Annotated in this window: 15 protein-coding genes and 1 tRNA gene; 2 read left to right on the forward strand and 14 right to left on the reverse strand. The window is 43.5% G+C overall.

Going from position 1 to position 19,043, the window contains the following annotated elements; all coding sequences use genetic code 11:
- The 12 genes from VK080_RS04650 to VK080_RS04705 form a co-directional block, all read right to left on the reverse strand.
- The coding region (locus tag VK080_RS04650; protein ID WP_324223603.1) for a biotin/lipoyl-containing protein at nt 1-236 on the reverse strand (236 nt) is incomplete at its 3' end.
- On the reverse strand, nt 223-3,087 hold the full coding sequence (locus VK080_RS04655; protein ID WP_324223604.1) for a 2-oxoglutarate dehydrogenase E1 component: 2,865 nt from the start codon (nt 3,085-3,087) through the stop codon (nt 223-225). The genes VK080_RS04650 and VK080_RS04655, both read right to left, overlap by 14 nt.
- A gap of 581 nt (nt 3,088-3,668) precedes the next feature.
- Nucleotides 3,669-4,142, reverse strand: a complete 474-nt coding sequence (locus VK080_RS04660; protein WP_324223605.1) for a tRNA (cytidine(34)-2'-O)-methyltransferase — start codon at nt 4,140-4,142, stop codon at nt 3,669-3,671.
- A 116-nt stretch (nt 4,143-4,258) separates the two neighbouring features.
- Nucleotides 4,259-5,107, reverse strand: a complete 849-nt coding sequence (locus tag VK080_RS04665; protein WP_324223606.1) for an amidase domain-containing protein — start codon at nt 5,105-5,107, stop codon at nt 4,259-4,261.
- A 258-nt stretch (nt 5,108-5,365) separates the two neighbouring features.
- A complete protein-coding gene (locus VK080_RS04670) occupies nt 5,366-6,085 on the reverse strand; it encodes a glycine betaine ABC transporter substrate-binding protein (protein WP_324223607.1) in 720 nt (239 codons plus the stop codon).
- Between the two features lie 19 nt (nt 6,086-6,104).
- Nucleotides 6,105-7,316 (reverse strand): MFS transporter, encoded by a 1,212-nt coding sequence (locus VK080_RS04675; RefSeq protein ID WP_324223608.1) that lies wholly within the window; start codon nt 7,314-7,316, stop codon nt 6,105-6,107.
- Nucleotides 7,297-7,851 carry a TetR/AcrR family transcriptional regulator gene (locus VK080_RS04680; protein WP_324223609.1) on the reverse strand — a complete coding sequence of 185 codons (555 nt, stop codon included), beginning with the start codon at nt 7,849-7,851 and terminating at the stop codon, nt 7,297-7,299. The genes VK080_RS04675 and VK080_RS04680 overlap by 20 nt, the downstream gene beginning before the upstream one ends.
- A 317-nt stretch (nt 7,852-8,168) precedes the next feature.
- Nucleotides 8,169-8,675 (reverse strand): methylated-DNA--[protein]-cysteine S-methyltransferase, encoded by a 507-nt coding sequence (locus tag VK080_RS04685; RefSeq protein WP_324223610.1) that lies wholly within the window; start codon nt 8,673-8,675, stop codon nt 8,169-8,171.
- Nucleotides 8,676-8,702: 27 nt separating this feature from the next.
- Complete coding sequence (gene queG, locus VK080_RS04690) at nt 8,703-9,848, reverse strand: tRNA epoxyqueuosine(34) reductase QueG (RefSeq protein WP_324223611.1); 1,146 nt, start codon at nt 9,846-9,848, stop codon at nt 8,703-8,705.
- Between the two features lie 24 nt (nt 9,849-9,872).
- Nucleotides 9,873-11,579 (reverse strand): ABC-ATPase domain-containing protein, encoded by a 1,707-nt coding sequence (locus VK080_RS04695; protein WP_324223612.1) that lies wholly within the window; start codon nt 11,577-11,579, stop codon nt 9,873-9,875.
- A gap of 411 nt (nt 11,580-11,990) precedes the next feature.
- Nucleotides 11,991-12,064: transfer RNA gene (locus tag VK080_RS04700), tRNA-Gly, on the reverse strand.
- 525 nt (nt 12,065-12,589) lie between these two features.
- Nucleotides 12,590-13,279 carry a Crp/Fnr family transcriptional regulator gene (locus VK080_RS04705; protein WP_324223613.1) on the reverse strand — a complete coding sequence of 230 codons (690 nt, stop codon included), beginning with the start codon at nt 13,277-13,279 and terminating at the stop codon, nt 12,590-12,592.
- Between the two features lie 139 nt (nt 13,280-13,418).
- Here VK080_RS04705 and dat point away from each other — a divergent pair, with 139 nt between their 5' ends.
- Nucleotides 13,419-14,282 carry a D-amino-acid transaminase gene (dat, locus tag VK080_RS04710; RefSeq protein WP_324223614.1) on the forward strand — a complete coding sequence of 288 codons (864 nt, stop codon included), beginning with the start codon at nt 13,419-13,421 and terminating at the stop codon, nt 14,280-14,282.
- Nucleotides 14,283-14,657: 375 nt separating this feature from the next.
- Nucleotides 14,658-16,655, forward strand: coding sequence for a S9 family peptidase (locus tag VK080_RS04715; protein WP_324223615.1), 1,998 nt, complete (start codon nt 14,658-14,660; stop codon nt 16,653-16,655).
- Between the two features lie 46 nt (nt 16,656-16,701).
- On the opposite strand, the gene VK080_RS04720 is transcribed toward VK080_RS04715, so the two are convergent.
- Together VK080_RS04720 and VK080_RS04725 are read right to left on the reverse strand one after the other, a co-directional pair.
- Complete coding sequence (locus VK080_RS04720) at nt 16,702-17,664, reverse strand: alpha/beta hydrolase (RefSeq protein ID WP_324223616.1); 963 nt, start codon at nt 17,662-17,664, stop codon at nt 16,702-16,704.
- A gap of 957 nt (nt 17,665-18,621) precedes the next feature.
- The gene (locus tag VK080_RS04725) at nt 18,622-18,879 is read right to left on the reverse strand and encodes a hypothetical protein (RefSeq protein WP_324223617.1); all 258 of its coding nucleotides are present in this window, start codon (nt 18,877-18,879) and stop codon (nt 18,622-18,624) included.
- Between the last annotated feature and the right edge of the window lie 164 nt (nt 18,880-19,043).

Below are 19,043 nucleotides of genomic sequence, written 5' to 3' on the forward strand. Positions count from 1 at the left end.
CCATTTTCATCCACTTTGGCAATGACATCGCCAACTTCGACATCATCGCCTTCCTCGTGAAGGATCTCTGTTATGACGCCTGTATAATCCGTGTTTACTTCAACATTGACTTTGTCTGTTTCCAATTCAACAATCGGATCCCCTTTTTCAACTTTGTCACCTTTTTTGACGAGCCATTCGGAAATGGTACCTTCTGTTATCGACTCTGCTAGTTCCGGAATTTTAATTTCGCTCACTGGAATCTCCTCCTTCTGACGGATTAATGGCTTGTTCAATGATTACCCGCTGTTCTGTTTTATCTACATTTGGCTCCCCGACCGCTGGTGATGCACGATGTGGACGGCCGATATACCGCAGTGTCTGATCACCTGTCAATAATTCCCTCAAGTAATCATCAACGAAATCCCAGCTGCCCATATTCTGTGGTTCTTCCTGCACCCAAACGATTTCTTTCAAGTTTGGCAGATCTTTTAATTCTTTTTCCAGCTGCTTTTTCGGGAACGGATAAATTTGTTCAAGCCTGAGGGCGCGCAGCCATTCAAACGTTTGTTCCGAATCTTCAATAGCTTCTTCTATATCAACCATGACTTTACCACTGCCGATTAACAACCTTGTTGCATTTTTCTTACTCACTTTCAAGTTAGGCTGTTGTTTTATTGGTTCAAATTTGCCGTCTGTGAATTCTTCAGCACTGGAAGCCACCCGCTGATTACGCAATAGGCTCTTCGGTGACATCAGGATCAACGGACGCGCTTCTTCTCTTCCGCGCATAGCTGCCTGACGACGAATCAAATGGAAGTATTGTGCAGATGACGTGACATTCGCAACAATCCAGTTATTTTCAGCAGCCAATTGCAAAAAGCGTTCCAAACGGGCACTGGAATGCTCCGGCCCCTGACCTTCATAACCATGCGGCAGCAGCATCACCATATTGGATTTATCGCCCCATTTTGCACGTGCCGCAGAAATGAACTGATCAAAAATAACTTGTGCAGCATTTGCAAAATCACCAAATTGCGCTTCCCAAATAACAAGCGTGTTAGGTGCCTGCACACTATAACCATATTCAAATCCTAATACACCGGCTTCCGACAAGGGGCTATTACGGATATCAAAAGAGACATTGACGTCTTCCAATCCATGCATTGGGCAATACGTTTCACCCGTTTTGGCGTCATGGAGAACCAAGTGTCTGTGCGCAAACGTTCCGCGTTCTGTGTCCTGACCTGTTAAGCGAATTGGAATGCCATCATTCAGAATTGATGCATAAGTTAATGCTTCACCTGCACCCCAATCAGCCTTATTCCCTTCTTCGAGAACGTTCTCACGCCTGCTTAAAATACGTTTTAATTTCCGGAAGACAGTGAATCCTTCCGGGCGGGATTGTAAGTCCTTATTTAACTTTTTCAAGGTGTCAAGCGGAACAGTTGTATCAAAACGGTCAAGACCATTTGTCAAAGCTTTCGGCATGCTTTCCGGTTCCGCGTCACTTGAGTCATTTTCTTTCATGTTCTCATAAATTTCCCGCAGTTTGTTCTCGGTCTGCTTTTTCAAATTCTTCAGCTCATCCTGTTCAACAATACCCTCTTTTTGCAGTCTTTCCGCAAAAACATTAGCTGTCGTAGGATGATTATCAATATCCTGATACAGATATGGCTGTGTCGCCCGTGGTTCATCCATCTCGTTATGACCGTAACGGCGATAACCAACCAAATCAATCAGAAAGTCTTTATGGAATTTTTGACGATACTCGTAAGCCATTTTGACGGCAACAACGCATGCGACCGGATCATCAGCATTCACGTGCACAATTGGTATCTCAAAGCCTTTAGCCAAGTCACTGGCATAGCGTGTTGATCTGCCATCGGTCTGGTTAGTCGTATACCCAAGCTGATTGTTCGCGATAATATGAAGCGTCCCGCCTGTCTGATAGCCCGGAAGTCCTTTGAAGTTCAACGTTTCGGCAACGACACCTTCCCCGATGAATGCCGCATCACCATGAATCAATACAGGCAGTGCTTTGCTGAAATCCTGTTCAGGATATCCTTTTTGATAACGGTTATCCTGACCTGCACGTGCAAATCCTTCTGCAACCGGGTTCACAAATTCCAAATGCGATGGGTTATTAGCAAGCGTAATGCGTGTTCCCGTTCCGTCACCTTCCTGGACATCTTTCGTTGCGCCATAATGATATTTGACATCTCCTGTCCAGCCGGAATTAATGCCAGTTGAACCTTCAGAAGGAATCAATTCCTTATCGGGTGAATGGTGAAATTCAGAAAATATTTTGTCGAACGGTTTGCCGAGAACATGTGCCAATACACTGAGACGCCCGCGGTGAGCCATTCCCATCATGATATGTTCAATATTGTCTTTGATTGAATTTTTAACAATCCGATCAAGCATCGGGATCATTGATTCTAAACCTTCAATGGAAAAACGCTTTTGTCCGACAAATGTTTTTTGCAGGAACTCTTCAAACCCTTCCACCTGAGCGAGTCGTTCAAGCAGCTTTCTTTTATTTTCATCCGAACCGGCCGCATTATATTTGCCTGATTCGATATAATCCAACAGCCAACTACGTTCATCATCATTGTTGACATGGTCATATTCAAATGCAATGGTTCCGGAATATAACTTTTTCAGCTCACGGATCACTTCAAACCCGTCTTCCACACTGTCAGGGGCCTGCTCCCACAGTAAAGTGGCCGGGATATTCCTTAAATCCTCTTCAGATAAACCATATGTGTCAGGGTCGACCAGTTTTGTTTCACGGTTGACACGCCCAACTGGGTAAATGTCTGCCTCAAGGTGTCCGAAACGACGAATAGCCTCAACAAGTCTCATTGCTGAGGTTAATTTTTTAATATCACCAACCGACGAAACCTCTTCCGATGCCGGCAGACTTGAACCTTTAGAAAATTTAGTCCGATCAGGTGCACCATGCTTATCAAAAAGTTCGATTAAGGATGGATCGACTGCATCACGGTTTTCCTTGTATAGCTCATATTGTTCCTCAATATAGCCCATGTTCGGCCCATGAAATCTGCCCCAGAATCTTTCATGGGTTTCTTCATTCTGTGCCACGTCTATACCCCCATTTGAAGTTAACTTTATCCCCGTCGTTAAACGGCTTTCTCACTCTTATGTCATTATAGGACTCCGTGTCTGTTTCATCAACTAATATACCCTATTTTTAGAAACGAAACAATAAAGGAATTAAGTGTCCAAAAACTAAAAAAATTCATTCGGGAAAATGTTCACATGCTGGAGGGACAGTGGTCGAATCTCTCCCGAAACCTTACAGTTCACATCAGAGGAATTATTCGGTATAATGGAAGACATAATAAGATAATACGTGGTATACATATGTTGTACAAGGAGGCAGTCTCATGAAACTGGCGCTTATACTTGGCGTTGCTGTAACATTTGTCGTGTCCTGCTTAACCGCGGGGTATGATGCTAAACCCGGCGTACCGAAAAAAAATCAGTAAAAAGTTGGCCCATCCCATTTATGGGAATTATATTAAAGCATCGGCAGCTCAGCCGATGCTTTTTCATAAGTTCAGAAAATATAATTTTCAGGGGATCATTTCAATATTGAAATCGGCCAATCCGATCTCTAGCCTCCGGAAAGACGACGCAGCAGCTGATTATTTTCGAATGACCTATGTCATCCCCGGAAATCCTTGTTGTCTTAATGCCTCATAAATAATGATGGCTGCCGTATTTGCCAAATTCAGCGAACGCACTTTATCGCCCATATGCACCCTTAGACACTGATCTTCTTTTCCTTTTAAAAATTCATCCGGAAAACCGCTGCCTTCCCGGCCAAACACAAAAAACAGATCCTGGTCCGTATCTGTGAAGTCATAATCGGTGTAATAATTTGAACCGATGTTCTCAATATAATAGTACATCCCATCCGGATGTGCTTGATATAGATCCTTTATGTCATCATATTCACGGACATCAACATACGGCCAGTAATCCAGCCCTGCCCGGCGGACCATTTTATCATCGGTAGAAAATCCAAGCGGATGAATTAAGTGCAATGTTGCGTTCGCTGACAAACACGTTCTGGCAATATTGCCTGTATTTGCCGGGATTTCTGGCTGATAAAGTACGACATGCAGACCCAATGTTCAAATTCTCCTCTTCCAAATTAACATTTAAGTACATGTTCAAAAAGGAGGATAAAGATGTGTCATTTTTACCGAACTTTTTGAACAACCCCTTTAACAACTTTACTATTATATCACGACTCACCAATCCGGAAAAACTTATATTGAATATCCGGTGTCCAGGCAGTAGAATCTTCGTATGACCAATAGCGGTTGCGGCTGTTATCGGTGTGGGCATTCACCAACGGCATATCATCGGCATCTTTGGCAACGACTATGGTATTGTGATTCCAGTTGCCATCCCCTTCAAAATCATAGCAAATAATATCACCGGGCGTAAGGTCACGGGCCGATTCCATTTCTTTTCCTCTTAAGCCGGACTCTGACCCACTTAGATACCAGCGTAACGAGTGCGCCACCGCCCAGCTGAAACTCCAATTATCATCATGATACCACCAGCCACTTCCCCGATCAGGCGTCCCTCGCATCGGTGCCCCGCCAGCCCGCATGCATTGGGAAACAAAATTCGTACAATCCACATCAAACTTCCTGTATGCCGGATTATAACTATTCCACCACCGCTCCGCATACTGAACAGCTGCCCGTCTGTCATAGGAAAACCGCTCCCCGTTTGATTCCCTTAATGATGCCGTTTCAATGATTGGTTCCTTTTCCGGCGATGCGTGTCTTTTCACCATTTGATGTTCCCTAACTTCACCATTTTCCCATCTGAACTGAAATGGTATCACCTGTTCTTCGTTAAAAAACTGATCTTGCTGCTTGATTAAAAATGATAAGTGCAAAAAATACTGGAAAATCAACTGACCGGAATACCGAAGCTCCTCAAAAAGTTGGCCTTCTCCCCTGATTCGGACAATTTTAGCCCCACGGTCATGATATAATGCCTTCTTTCGTTTCCACCAGTTATCCGCCTGTAAATCAGACCGAAAAAAATCAAGCCAACTTCTCTTTAATGCATCCATAAAAATCCCCTCCATTAATAGTATATGGAGAGAATGATTGTCCCAATCCTGCTCACATGAAAACAAATCTGGTTATCCCACATATCATGGCCGCCCTCCCAAAAACAGGGGATATGATGAATGAAAATAAAGTTTGATCAAAATAGGTCTATAAACCCTGGCTTCTATAAAAAGATGAGAGCCTAGTTTTGAAAAAAAATTGATCAAAACAGGCTCTCATATTCCGTTCCATAAAACTTTTGTAAAAAAGATACAATATTATTCATCGTCTATTAAGTCTTCAATTGAATCAATATCCATGTATTCAGGAACAACAAGACCATTCCGCGTACCGGTCAAGTTGACACCTAAATCTTCAAATTCGCCTTCATACTTTTCATAGTAATCAGCATGTGTGGAAGGCAGCCACGCACCTACCATGGCATCTGCGCTTCCATCCGCGATACTGGCAAACATTGGACCAGGTTCCACTTGGATTAACTCAACTTTATAATCTAATTTATTTTCCATGACGTATTTGACAACATTAGAACTGGCAATCACATCGGCCCAGGCAACATATGGCACTTTTACGGTCGCGCCATCTCCAGGCTCTGCTCCTTCAACCCAGGAATTAACCAGGTCTTCATTATTTTCAACCCATTCTTTAGCTGCTTTTTGTTCGTCCATACCTTTTTCAATTTTCAGCATGACGTTTTGCAGGTGATCCGGCTCCCACTCGAACTGATCAAAAAACGTATAGGCCCCGGGCATATCTTCTTTTAACCCTTTACGTACAAAAGTTCTTATTTCTTCTTCTCCGCCATAAACACCTTTTGGATCTTCTAACATTTTGAGGTCATACTCAAAAAAATTCCAGTGTGGAATCCAGCCAGTCACGATGATTGGCTCTTCTTCATTAATCGCTCCATCTAACTCCGCTGTCATGGCAGCACCAGACGGGGACCCTCTGTATGTTCCAATCCAAGTTATTTGCACGTCGAAAAACACTCTCTTTCTAACGCTTCTTTGGGCCGATAAAGGCAGCCGTCATGCCGACTAATCCATAAACGATAAAAGAAGCAGCATAGCCCCATGTCCCAATAAACCAGCCAGCGAGTATTGAACCTATGACTTGCCCCACCGCCAAAAGTAAAAATGGAACGCCAATACCTAATGATGCATTCGTAATAAATACACGAATCCCCCAGACAAGGAGAACGCCGGTTAAAAATATATAAGAGCAGCCAAAAATGCCTGCTGATAAATAAGCCATTAATAAAGATTCAGGTGCAAAGGACAGAACAATTGATGCTGAAGCAATCGACAAACTCCCTGATTTGTAAGCTAATGACAGTCCCCCCTTTTCAACTAAAGAACCGGAAAACCCTCCCAGCACACCAAATAGTCCAATCATGATCCAAAATCCAGAAAGCTGCCAATCACTGTAATCACCAGCCGCTTCAAGAAAAGATCTGGAAAATGTCCAAAAGGCCGCTGTGGAAATCCCCAGGATAAGCGATGCCAAAACCAAAGGGATGGATCCTTTGACGCCTTGTATCGAGAGGTTCCCCTTTTCAAACATCAAGTTTGTACGTATCCCAGTTTTTGGAATGGCTCGGAAGTTCCATATCAATATCAGCAATGTCAAGACAGCATAGATCAAATACGTCAGTCTCCAATTTGGTGATAATACAATAGCACCTGCTCCGGAAAGGGCTATACCAAAACTTGTTCCTGAATTGATCCATGTATTTGCTTTTCCTTGTTGATCCTCTTTAATCCATAGCGATATCGCCGCACCATAAGGCGGTGATACCAAACCTGTGCTTCCTCCGGCAAGTAGCACGTCTAGCGCCAGCACCCACACATTTGGCGTGATCCCCATCAACAAAAGACCAACAAAGGCTGACAGACCGGCTAGGATAATCATTCTTCTTGGTCCTTCTCTAGTCGTGATCACAGTCGATAAAATGATTGTGACACAATAGGCTAAATAAAATAACGATGAAATTATCCCTGATACAAACTCGGACATTTCAAGTGATTGATTTATCTCAGGGAGAAGCAACCCAAAACTAAACCTCGCCAATCCATAGGTGACAGCAATCATGGTCACGCCAGGTAAAACTAACCGTGAAAATTTCATATTATTCATCCTAACACCCTGAATTATATAGAACGACCTTTCTAATTTAATTGTAAAAAAATTACGATGTATGTTGGACAAGTGTCCTCGCCATCGCAATAGAATGTTCCGTTGCTTTCTCTGCACCAATCAATGTCGTCATGGAAGTGGTTCCTTCAAGCAGCAGTGTAAGCCGATTAGCTAAATCTCGTTCATTATCTTTGCCTTTCCTTTGAGCCAATTGCTGAAAATATTTTAGCAATCTCGATTTATGTCCTCTTGCAATATTTTCAATCTCATTATCAGTTCCCGCATAATCTTCTATCGCTCTTAAAAACATATCTCCTTTGTAAGATTGTTCTTTTAACCAGCGTCCGTGTGCCTCAACAGCAAGTATAAAAGGGGAATCTGAATCCATTTCCACATGTGAATCCAAATAAGACCAATACCGTTCCTCCCGTTGCTTAAGTACTTCTTCGACCAAATTGTCCTTGGAAGGAAAATGATTATAAAGCGTCATCGTTGCTACATTCGCTTCACTGATGATTTGCTTCAATCCTACGCCACGAAATCCGTGCTCATAAAATAATCGTTCAGCTGCTTGAAGTAATGTATCTTTTTTTACAGATCGACTCATGTCACCCACTGCCCCTTCCATTAGATAGAACGACCTTTCTATTATTAGTTTATCAATTCCACGATCTTATCGTCAACCACTTCTTTCATTTTAGTAAGCTGTACTTGCAACTAACATTTCAGAGGGAGAAAGCGTCCCATTAACTTTTCCCCATGTATGTAACCCGCCAAGAAAACGGCGGATGACTGGCCCTAAATGCCCGCTTTTGTTCGGACCTTACAATGCAGGTCATAAAGGCGTTGCAACAGGTCGCCCGATAACTTATCCTTTGTTCCTTATTATTCGGGGAAAGAACGCCCAGCTGAATGAAGTTCGCTCTATTGGGCTTCATGTGTCAACAGGTATTCTTTTTTGTCCAAGCCTCCGCCGTAACCGACCATCTTTCCATTTGCACCGATGACACGATGGCAAGGCACCACAATCGAAAATGGGTTTTTATTAACAGCACCGCCAACTGCACGAACAGCTTTTGGGTTATTAATGGCTTGTGCAATATCTTTATAAGTTTTCGTATCACCATATGGAATGTCATTCAGCGCCTGCCAAACCTTCTGCTGAAAAGGCGTGCCATAAAATGCGACATCAAAGGTGAAGTCCCGTCGTTTTTCCTGAAAATAGTCACCCAGTTCCGCTGCAGCATGGGCTACTTTTTCAGGTTTTTCAATGAATGCCGGCTGATTAAAATAACGTGCGCTCCACTTTTGTAATTTCACTTCAACGTCAGCAAACGTTCCATAATCGATCCTGACAACCCTTTCCCCGTCACTGACAATCGTCAGCGTACCGACTGGGGATTCCATTTCACCGTAATACAGATTCATCATCAACGCCTCTTTTCGAATGGTTTTCAATCACGTTGCAGATGCTTCTTGCTTAAATGCCAGTCCTTTTTCCATTTCAGCCAGGACTTGTTCATCGTTTTCCTTTTCCATTGCCGCTTCAATAGCTGAAAAAGCTTTATCGGTGCCGATTTTTCCAAGCGACCATGCCGCTGTGCCGCGAATGACAGGCCGAAGATCTTCGTTCATAACAGCGATGATGTCATCAACTGCAGTCTCATCCTTATAATGCGCAAGCGCAATCAGAGCATTCCGCTGCAGCGGCTTCTTGCCGCGCCATGATCCAGCAATATGCCCAAACGTATTCTTAAATTCCCGATTTGAAATCCGGAGCATCGGTTTCAGTTTTGGTTTGGCCACATCCGGTTCCGGTTCAAACTCAGAATGGTTGTGAAAATCGATCTTCTTGTTGTATGGGCAGACGACCTGACATGTATCAAATCCGTAGATGAAATTGCCGATTTTCGGACGGAATTCATCTGGCATAAAATCTTTTGTCTGGGTTAAAAATGCAAGGCAGCGCTGGGCATTCAGCTGTCCGCCCTGAACAAGCGCACCGGTTGGACAAGCGTCAAGGCATTTTGTACACGAACCGCAGCCATCTTCCAGCGGGGTATCGGGCACAAAAGGCAGATTCGTGATCAGTTCACCAAGATAGACCCACGATCCGAACTCGGGGGTGATGATGGCGGTATTTTTACCGCTAAATCCGATTCCGGCCCGCTCGGCAACAGCCCGGTCAGACAGTTCACCGGTGTCAACCATAACTTTTGTGGACGCTTCAGGCACTTTTTCTTTAATAAAAGCAGACAGTTTACTAAGTTTATCCCTTAATACCTCATGGTAATCCACACCCCAGGAAGCACGGCAAAATACGCCCCGACGTTCTTCTTTAGTATTTTTCGGTCGATCTTTGATACGTGACGGGTAGGTCAGAGCAATCGAAATGATCGACTGAGCTTCCGGCAGCAACCTGTCAGGTTCGGTCCGCTCCTCTACTGAACCTTTTTCAAAACCCGACTGATAGCCCAGTTTCTGCTGCCGCTTCAACCGTTCTTTCAATTCTAAAAATACATCCGCAGAAGCAAACCCGATTTTATCGATTCCGATTTCTTTGCTATAATCGATGATTTCCTGTTTTAGCTGATCTGTATTCATCCGGGCCGCCTCCCTTTCTGATTTCTACTGTTTCTGATTAACCTTTGCTGTACGCATTCTGTTCAAAACAGCAGCGATTTCGTAGCGTCTTGGACGTGCAATATCGCCTGGATGTTGATTTTTGAACCCTGTAAACGATGCGAGTCCTTGTTGATCCATTTGCTGTTCAATCGTATTGAGCAGTTCATGCAGTGTTTTATTCCCAAGTCCATTAGTCCGGTCAAGATGCTGAATGATTTCAGCAATCATTCTCGTTTGTGATGTATCGACAAGCTGTTCAGTTGCCGCAAACGTAATATCCGTTTGCCCCATCAAAATTTTTGTCAGACCTTTAGCCTGTGTTTTGGACTTTTTTCCTTTTCTGGTCTGCAATGAATGTTGCTGGAAGTAACGCTCACTGATGGTGCCAAACATCTCTTCAGAAATCGCTCCCCGATCAATCGGATTAGCCGCTGCAATCGCTTTTGCTTCATCCGTTACATTATAAGGCACATAAGCTTCCATCATAATGACCGAGTCGGCTACATCAAAATAATCACCAGATCCGCCCATGACAAGAAGCGTTGACACATCAAGCTGATCACGCAACTGTTTGATTTTATCAATGAACGGTGTGATGGGTTCTTTATCTTTATGAACCAGCTGCTGCATCCGTTGATCACGAATCATAAAGTTGGTGGCACTTGTATCCTCATCAATCAACAGCGTTGTGGCCCCGGCTTCCAGAGCTTCCATCACATTTGCCGCCTGTGATGTACTGCCACTGGCATTTTCCGTTGAGAAAAACGATGTATCCTGCTTATGCGGCAGGTTATTGATGAACGGCGAAATATTGACGCCCGTTATCTGCCGGCCATCTTCAGCACGGATTTTCACGGCATCCGGATCCGTGAGCACATATTCACGACCGTCTCCTTTTGTATGAGAATAGACCCCGCATTCAATCGCTTCAAGTATCGTACTTTTTCCATGATAACCGCCGCCGACGATCAGGGTAATCCCTTTTTCAACCGCCATACCTTTAATGGGTGCAGTCTGGTGCGGAATCTCGATTGTCACTTCATTTTCTGTCGGGCTCTGAAACGGCACAGCATCTTTCAACGGCCGATTGCTGATACCGCTCCCTCTTGGAAGAATAGACCCATTGGCCACAAATGAAATCCAATCGTTTTTGCGCATTTCCGCCCTGATCGCTTCCTGCTGGTCAGCCAATTGGACAGCATTTTCAATCTCCTTATCGCTAATCGAGAAAACGGAATTGTTAAGAATCGATGGAATAGCATTAGCAAATAATTTCTCCGCCTCTCGCCCGTTTATCTTGCGTCCGTTCGCCGGCAGCCCGACTGAAATGCATACAGTGATTGAGTTGGAGTCAGCCTGAACAGCGCTTCTTTCAAGCACTTCCTGCCCCGGCCGGTCAAACTGTATATTACCGCTTTTTCCCGACCCTTTTATGGAAAAATTGCCTTTTGCTATGGCAGTGCCGACCTTGCGCGCAATGACGTCCTCAGTGGCCACTCTGCGTCTGTATGACGCAAGCCACTCGTCTTTCAGTGCACGTTTTCTTGTCGGAACAACTGCCCGGATTTTTGAAGGTGTCGCAAACGGATCACCCTGGACATAATCTATATATAAATCAAAATTAGAAAATTTGTAGTGACCTTGCACACTTTTATACGCTTTATATCCTTTCCCATCAATCTTTTTTAATATCTGCATTAATTGTTTCATAACGTACCCCTCAATTTATGATGATTTTGTTCCGCCTTAACGGGCAACAAGACCACCGCTTTAAGATCAAAGAAGCCAAGAGAGAGCGGGGGGTCAGCAGCCCGTAAAAGGCCCGATTCTGTTCAGGCCTGCACGACGCAGGTCACAAAGGCGTTGCGACAGGACAAGGAAAGCTTCGACAGCAATACATCGCACGAAGAAAAAGTGATTTCCTTTTTCGAGGACGTCGCGAAGTTAGCCTTTGTTCCTTAATATCAGCGGGGTAAGAATGCCCCGCTGAATGAAGTTTCACATTATCCATAGAATACATGGTGAAAATGCCACATTCAAGTAATGCGGGAAGGCGGACTATGCTATGTAAAAAACGCAATGCTTCGTTATATAGCGAAACACTGCGTTATGACGTATGTATGGAGCGGGTGATGGGAATCGAACCCACGACATCAGCTTGGAAGGCTGAGGTTTTACCACTAAACTACACCCGCATGCTCATTAATTGATTCTATTTTATGTTCAAGAGCTGATCATTCTGTTGCGTTGGACGTTTTCAGTACATGCAAAATATGTATTATTTTGAAGAACATTTTATATTATACCAACCTTGCCAAATGGAATCAACCGTTTATATAATTTTTTTGATTATACCCTTTTGTCCTACTTTAACGACAGTAACTCCATTTCAACTGACAATCAATGGAAAAAAGCGCTCCACTGAATGACGTTTCACTTTATCCCACATGTAACGAATAGTAACCCCCAAAAACGGCGGCTAACTGACCTTAAATGTTCAATTCTGTTCGGGCCTGCACGATGCAGGTCACAAAGGCGTTGCCACTGGACGTGGCGTTCTTAGCCTTTGTTCCCCTATTCAACAGGGAAAGAACACCCTGTTGAATGAAGTTTCATTTTATTTTTATAATCGACATGAGGTTCAAAAAAGGGGCATCGTTAAAGAAAATTTTTTCATGCCACTTTTAGACGTTGTCTTTCGATTATAGTTATGAGCCCCCCTACAGCACGCAATTTTCAACACTGCATTGCTCACAAACCAGCAGTTCCCTGAAGTAATCCATATTTTTGATTCTATAACGTTTATTTTCATTATCAATGAGCCCTTCTTTTTTCCATTTATTAACAATCCGGCTCACAGTTTCCCTGGAGACGGCAATATGTCTGCTGATATCCTGGATCATGACCGGTTCAGTGATCTGGATGCCGCCAGGGGTAACAACACCGTGCATGTTGGCGTAACGTACAAAAACTGAAGCAACTGCACCTTCTGAACCAAAAGCAATATAGTCCCGCATTTTTGCTTTGCTTGCTTCCAATGATTCGGCTAACCACCGGGTAAAGTGAAGACTGAGACCGCCATTTTGTGATAAAAGGGCTTCAATCGTGTTACGTTTTATCGCATAAATAACACTGTCCTGCAAAGCTTTTGCTGAATTTGAATAATTAACACCGCCAAAAACACCAATTTCACCAAAGCCGTCGTGCACACCACGTATGAAAATGGTCAGTTCTTTGCCTGAATCGATTGTTTTGAAAATACGTATATTCCCGGTATGTAAAAAATATAAATGTTCAGCAGGTGTACCTTCTTCAAAAACAAGAGAATTTTTAGGTATATGTAACTCATTTGACGCAGCTATAAGCATGTCACAATCTTGCGGGTTTAGCCGTTCCAGTAATGGTTCCATTTCATCCCTCCCTTGTTTTCCATAATGTTCATATATCACATTATAGAGAAATTTAAACCATTATTCTGTGATATTTGTCATTCTTTACAGAAAGAGATTAGCACTTTAAAATAAAATTAATGTCAAGGAGGCGAGCAAAATGTCAGTTTACCCGATTGTACTATCACAAACCAGTTTTATGCACCGTGAAGAACTTTCATTCCCTTTTGAAGAACGTGGACTGCAGTTTGGCGACGGCATTTATGAAGTGATTCGTATTTATGATGGTGCCTGCTATCTGCTCAAGCAGCACATCGATCGACTATTCCGTTCTGCTGAGGCCATCAAAATTGTTTTGCCATTTTCCAAACAAGACATCACGAATAGATTAAACGATTTATTGTCGCAGAATGAAATGACATCTGATGGCATTATATACCTGCAAGCGACTCGTGGTTCCGCACCACGCAGCCATGCTTTTCCAGCAGAAACACCGGCAAATGTTTATGCCTACATTCGGGATATGCCACGTAAAACGAATCATTTGACAAATGGCGTTTCAGCCATCACACAACGTGATACCCGCTGGGAAAATTGCTATATCAAGAGTCTCAATCTGCTCCCGAATGTGCTTGCAAAACAGGCAGCACAAGAAAACGGCAGCTATGAGGCCATTTTGGAGCGGGATGGAATCGTGACCGAATGCAGTTCATCCAATGTTTATCTTGTAAAAGACGGCAAGATATACACACATCCTGCAACACATGCTATTCTCCATGGCTGTGTCCGCATGCAGGTTGAACAATTTGCATCTGATATGAATATACCGTTTGTCGAAGAAGCTTTTACGGTTGACGATATCACCGATGCGGATGAGTTATTCCTGTCAAGCAGCACGTCTGAAATCATGCCGATTGTTGAAGTTGACGGGAATCTAATCGCTGATGGCGCACCCGGCAGCATCACCAAACAACTTCAGGGAGCGTATGAGACAGATACCGGCATAATCAAGCAGCAAGTCTAGCCTTTTGCCTATAGTCAAAAGGCTTTTCTTTTATTCAATCGTAACCGTATTGATACGTTATTCTAAATAGTTTAAAATTAATTCAATGGTAATTAGGGACATGAGCGTGAGTGCGGAAATTAGGGTGCGAAACCTGAAACTTGGGCAAGTTGCACCCAATCATGGGCACGAAAACAAAAATATGTGCGGGTGAGCCAGACACTTGAGCCCGAAATCCACACACATGGGCGCGTCAACCAGAAACTTGGGACCGGACGTGCAAACTGAATCATGTCCCGAGCGTCAAAACTCGTGCTGCTGCTTTATGCCGTCCGCGAGCCTTAGTACAGAAACCGACGCGACGGTAAAAACCTTGACGGGAGGAGAAAATTAGTTATGAACACACCGAAACGTTCCTTAACAGTGGAGGACTTAAAGCATATTGATGTTTTCAGTGATCCGCAATCGACACCGGACGGAAATGCTTATGCATTTGTATCCACCGCTGCCAACAACGACAATGACTACGCTTCACAGATTTTTTTTCAAGCATTAAATGACGAAGAACCGAGGCAATGGACTTTTGATGATACTAAAAATAGTCACCCGCGCTTTTCACCCGACGGCCAAAAACTTGTTTTCCAGTCCACCAGAAGTGGTGTCCCGCAATTATGGCTATTACATACAGACGGCGGTGAAGCCAGACAGCTGACCACGTTTAAACATGGCGCGGTAAATCCCGAATGGTCGAAAGATGGCAAAAAAATCATTTTCAGTGCACCGCTCGAAAAAGACGATGATGTCAAAGATCAGCAGGAATCATCCAAACAAGAACGTGATAAAGAACTGGAGGAAAAAAGGAAACAACCGCTTGTGGTCAATCGCTTAAACTATAAATCAGATGCAGACGGATTCCTCGATGATAAACACACACAAATTATCCGATACAATGTGGAAGATGAAACCTTTGAACAACTCACATCTGCTGATTCGGACCACCACTTTGAAGACATATCACCGGATGGACAACATATCTTATTCAGTGCTAACCTCAGCGAAGACAAGGATTACGAACTAACGAAAGACCTTCATCTATTGAATTTATCAACGAAAGACATGAGAACATTGACGAACGGAAAGGGGCAGTACGGCAATGCCCGCTTTTCGCCTGACGGATCACAAATCACCTGTTTTGGCCATGAATTTGCATACCAGGGCGCCACATTAAACAAATTATTCGTTTTTGATGCAGCCTCTGGTGAGAGAACCTGTCTAAGCGGTGACTGGGATTTTCAATTGGGTGATGCCATGATTGGGGATACGCGAATGGGACAATCGGAAAACGGTCCTGTCTGGAGCAGCGATGGACAGCATCTGTTTTTCCTCGGTACAGATCATGGCGCAACCGGGCTTTACCAGGCTTCCCTCGATGGCGACTTAAACGAACTATACAAAGACAGCAATCACGTTTTCGGTTTTTCCTATAACGATGGGAAATTTATTCTTGGCATCAGTACACCAACAGATCCTGGCAACTTCTATCAATTGGACAACGATAAGAAATTGACCCGATTAACGGATGCTAACAGGGAATTTTTGGATGACGTGCAGTTAAGTGAACCGGAAACATTGACATTTAAGGCAGATGACGGCTGGGACATTCAAGGCTGGCTGCTGCGTCCGTATGGATTTGAGGAAGACAAACAATATCCGTTCATATTGGAGGTCCATGGTGGTCCGCACGCCATGTACGGTCAGACATTTTTTCATGAAATGCAGCTGCTCGCTGCCAAAGGCTATGTCGTATTGTATACCAACCCGCGCGGCAGCCATGGTTACGGACAGGAGTTTGTGAACGCCTGCCGGGAGGATTATGGCGGAAAAGACTATTCCGATTTGATGCGTGCTGTTGACTTTGTTCTGGAGGAATATGATTTTATTGACGAAGACCGACTTGGCGTAACCGGTGGCAGCTATGGCGGGTTTATGACCAACTGGATTGTCGGCCATACCAACCGGTTTAAGGCAGCCGTCACGCAGCGCTGCATCAGTAACTGGCTCAGTTTTTACGGTGTCAGTGATATTGGCTATTTTTTCACTAAATGGGAACTTGGCAAAAACTTGCTGGACGACCCGGCAAAACTGTGGGATTTCTCACCATTGAAATATGCCGAAAACATTGAGACACCTTTATTGATCGTGCATGGAGAAAAAGATTTCCGCTGCCCGATCGAACAAGGTGAGCAAATGTTTGTGACCTTAAAGCATTTACGAAAGGAAGTTGAATTTGTCCGCTTCCCTGATGCCAATCATGAATTAAGCCGGAGCGGTAAACCGGAAATGCGTATTGAACGCTTGAATCACATCACGCGCTGGCTTGACGAATATCTTTAGTCAAGCAAAAACGGACGCTCCCCATCTGCGGGACCGTCCATTTTGCTTATTGCCATTCTGTGTATTTTTCCAAAAACGCATTAACCTTATTAATATACTTATCCTTAGCCGCAACATAAGGTTCGCCATGACCGGCGCCTTCAACAATCATAAGCTCAGCATCACTTTTCGTATTTTCATATAATGTTTCCGACATGCTGGTCGGGACAAACGTATCGGCATCCCCATGGATATACAGGATTGGCACTTCTGCCTTTTTGACCTGCTCCAAAGCTGAGGCTTCTTTCAGCGAATAGCCTGCTCTTAGCTGCGTTACAATACTTGTGGATGGCAGGAACGGGAATGTTGGGAGGTTAAACATCCGATCCATCTGGTATGCGAACAAATCATTTACACTCGTGTATGGACTATCAGCAATGACGGCTTTTACGTTATCCGGCAGCTCTTCACCAGCAGTCATCAAAACAGCAGCTGCCCCCATTGAAATGCCGTGCAAAATGATTTCCGTATCGTTTCCATATGTCTCTATAATCCGGTCAATCCAGTCCACATAGTCAAGACGGTCATGCCAGCCGAAACCGATATAGTCACCCTCACTCGCGCCATGACCGCGTGCGTCAGCCGTAAATATGTTATAGCCTTTCTGCTCATAATAATACTGGCCGAACAAACCCATATCCATCGCATTGCCGAGATAACCATGCGCCATCACAACAACTTTATCAGATGGTTCTTCCGCTTCAAGAAAATAACCTTTCAATTCCAGGCCATCATGGGATACACTCGTCCATTCATCAAACGCCTGCCCGTCAACCCACGAACGCCAATCACCTTCAAGCAGGACATCCATCGTTTCCGCGGATACTTCCAGGTCCTCATTCCCCTGCAGGAAATCCTTTTCACCTCGCTCAATGGCCAAATTATAAAAATAAAAACTTGCCATAATATCTATAATGAACAGGACACTCAGAATCCCGATAACAATTTTCAGCCACGTCTTCCGTTTCACATTGCCTCTCCTCTCAAAGTCTATATCTCTACTCCCCATTATACAAAAAATCAGGAACAATTTTGCCTAGCATTTAATGGTACTTCTTAGAAATTGACTCAAGTATTCTGTGCTGAGCAGCAAAAAACGGACAGGAAATCCTGCCCCCATCTCGTGTCGTATCCCTATTTTACCGAAAATAGAAACGCCAAATATAGGCATATAACAGTGGTTCAAACTGTCACCATCTGATTTATGAGAATTTTTTACTATTTTTTGAAAATGACAAGCTTTTCCAATTTATTTGTAGTATAATAAATGGACAGCTTATTGCGAGGATGCTTTGAAATCAAAGCAGCAGGAGAAAATTCTCTTTGCTGGCGGCTTCATAGTCCCTATGTGAAGGGGGTTGAAGTTAGTGATCCCAATTGACAAGGCGCTCGAGTTGATGCTGATGTTTGGGACGCTCGTATTGTTAATTGCAGGTAATAATGAAAAAAAGTAATACCCGAGATCTCCTGGGCAAATTCGAGGGCATTACTTTTTTCAGCCACTGATTGAAGCCGTCATTCTCAGCAGATAACTGTCATGAGTCGCAAGTTGCCGCTTGCGGCTCATTTACGGTCTTTTGAAAAACAACCAATTCCATTCTATTTAGCGCTGCTCATAAATATTCATAAAACCACCGATGTTTTTCCAATGATCCCACCGCAATCCAGTATATAAGGCTGACGATAACAAACGATCTTCATATGATGGTCTTAAGCATATTGTATCATCTCCAAGAGCCAAAATCCATCAGAGACTCCGTTCAGCGAAGAAAGCATTCGAATATGAAAATACGGAAAGAGAGGACGGTCCTATACCTAATACAACTAATGTCCAGGTATTGGTGGTAACATAAAAATAGAAGGATAATAAACACTTTAATCCTTTTTAAGTGAAGAAAGTATGCATTTTGCGGATCCTGAGTCTTTCTTATTTGAAACGGCTGTTTTTTGTCAGTTTCGCCGGGATAAAATAAGCAATCGCAGCCGAAAGAAATGCAAATAATAATGTCAATAAAAAAGAACTGTGGCTGCTTGTTAAAACAACCTCTTGAGGTGCATCAGCACTTAGATTCCATGCCTCCTCAATATCCGGCGTATATGCTAAAGTCAAAATCATTCCGGACAAAATCTGGAACAATGAAAACAGCACGATAAAACTAATAGCAAAAATTACATATTTTTTCATTGTTAACCCTCCCATTTTTCATCCGTATTGTCAAAAGTTTCTTAGTAAAAACTACTAGTTTTCCCGATTTCATGCGTTTTTATACAAAAAAACTTGCCACCCCCTTCAATATAGGGTATTAATGAGGTAACCACACACCCAAAAATACCTAAAAAGGAAGTGAC

Origin of the sequence: Lentibacillus sp., from assembly GCF_035301925.1 — a bacterium.
Taxonomy (GTDB): Bacteria; Bacillota; Bacilli; order Bacillales; family Amphibacillaceae; genus Lentibacillus.

Coding starts and splice junctions, on each gene's coding strand:
- VK080_RS04665 (WP_324223606.1), bottom strand. CDS start 5,107: ATGGATGCATTAAAGAGAAGTTGGCTTGATTTTTTTCGGTCTGATTTA.
- VK080_RS04680 (WP_324223609.1), bottom strand. CDS start 7,851: ATGAGTCGATCTGTAAAAAAAGATACATTACTTCAAGCAGCTGAACGA.
- VK080_RS04685 (WP_324223610.1), bottom strand. CDS start 8,675: ATGATGAATCTGTATTACGGTGAAATGGAATCCCCAGTCGGTACGCTG.
- queG (WP_324223611.1), bottom strand. CDS start 9,848: ATGAATACAGATCAGCTAAAACAGGAAATCATCGATTATAGCAAAGAA.
- VK080_RS04695 (WP_324223612.1), bottom strand. CDS start 11,579: ATGAAACAATTAATGCAGATATTAAAAAAGATTGATGGGAAAGGATAT.
- VK080_RS04705 (WP_324223613.1), bottom strand. CDS start 13,279: ATGGAACCATTACTGGAACGGCTAAACCCGCAAGATTGTGACATGCTT.
- dat (WP_324223614.1), top strand. CDS start 13,419: ATGTCAGTTTACCCGATTGTACTATCACAAACCAGTTTTATGCACCGT.
- VK080_RS04715 (WP_324223615.1), top strand. CDS start 14,658: ATGAACACACCGAAACGTTCCTTAACAGTGGAGGACTTAAAGCATATT.
- VK080_RS04725 (WP_324223617.1), bottom strand. CDS start 18,879: ATGAAAAAATATGTAATTTTTGCTATTAGTTTTATCGTGCTGTTTTCA.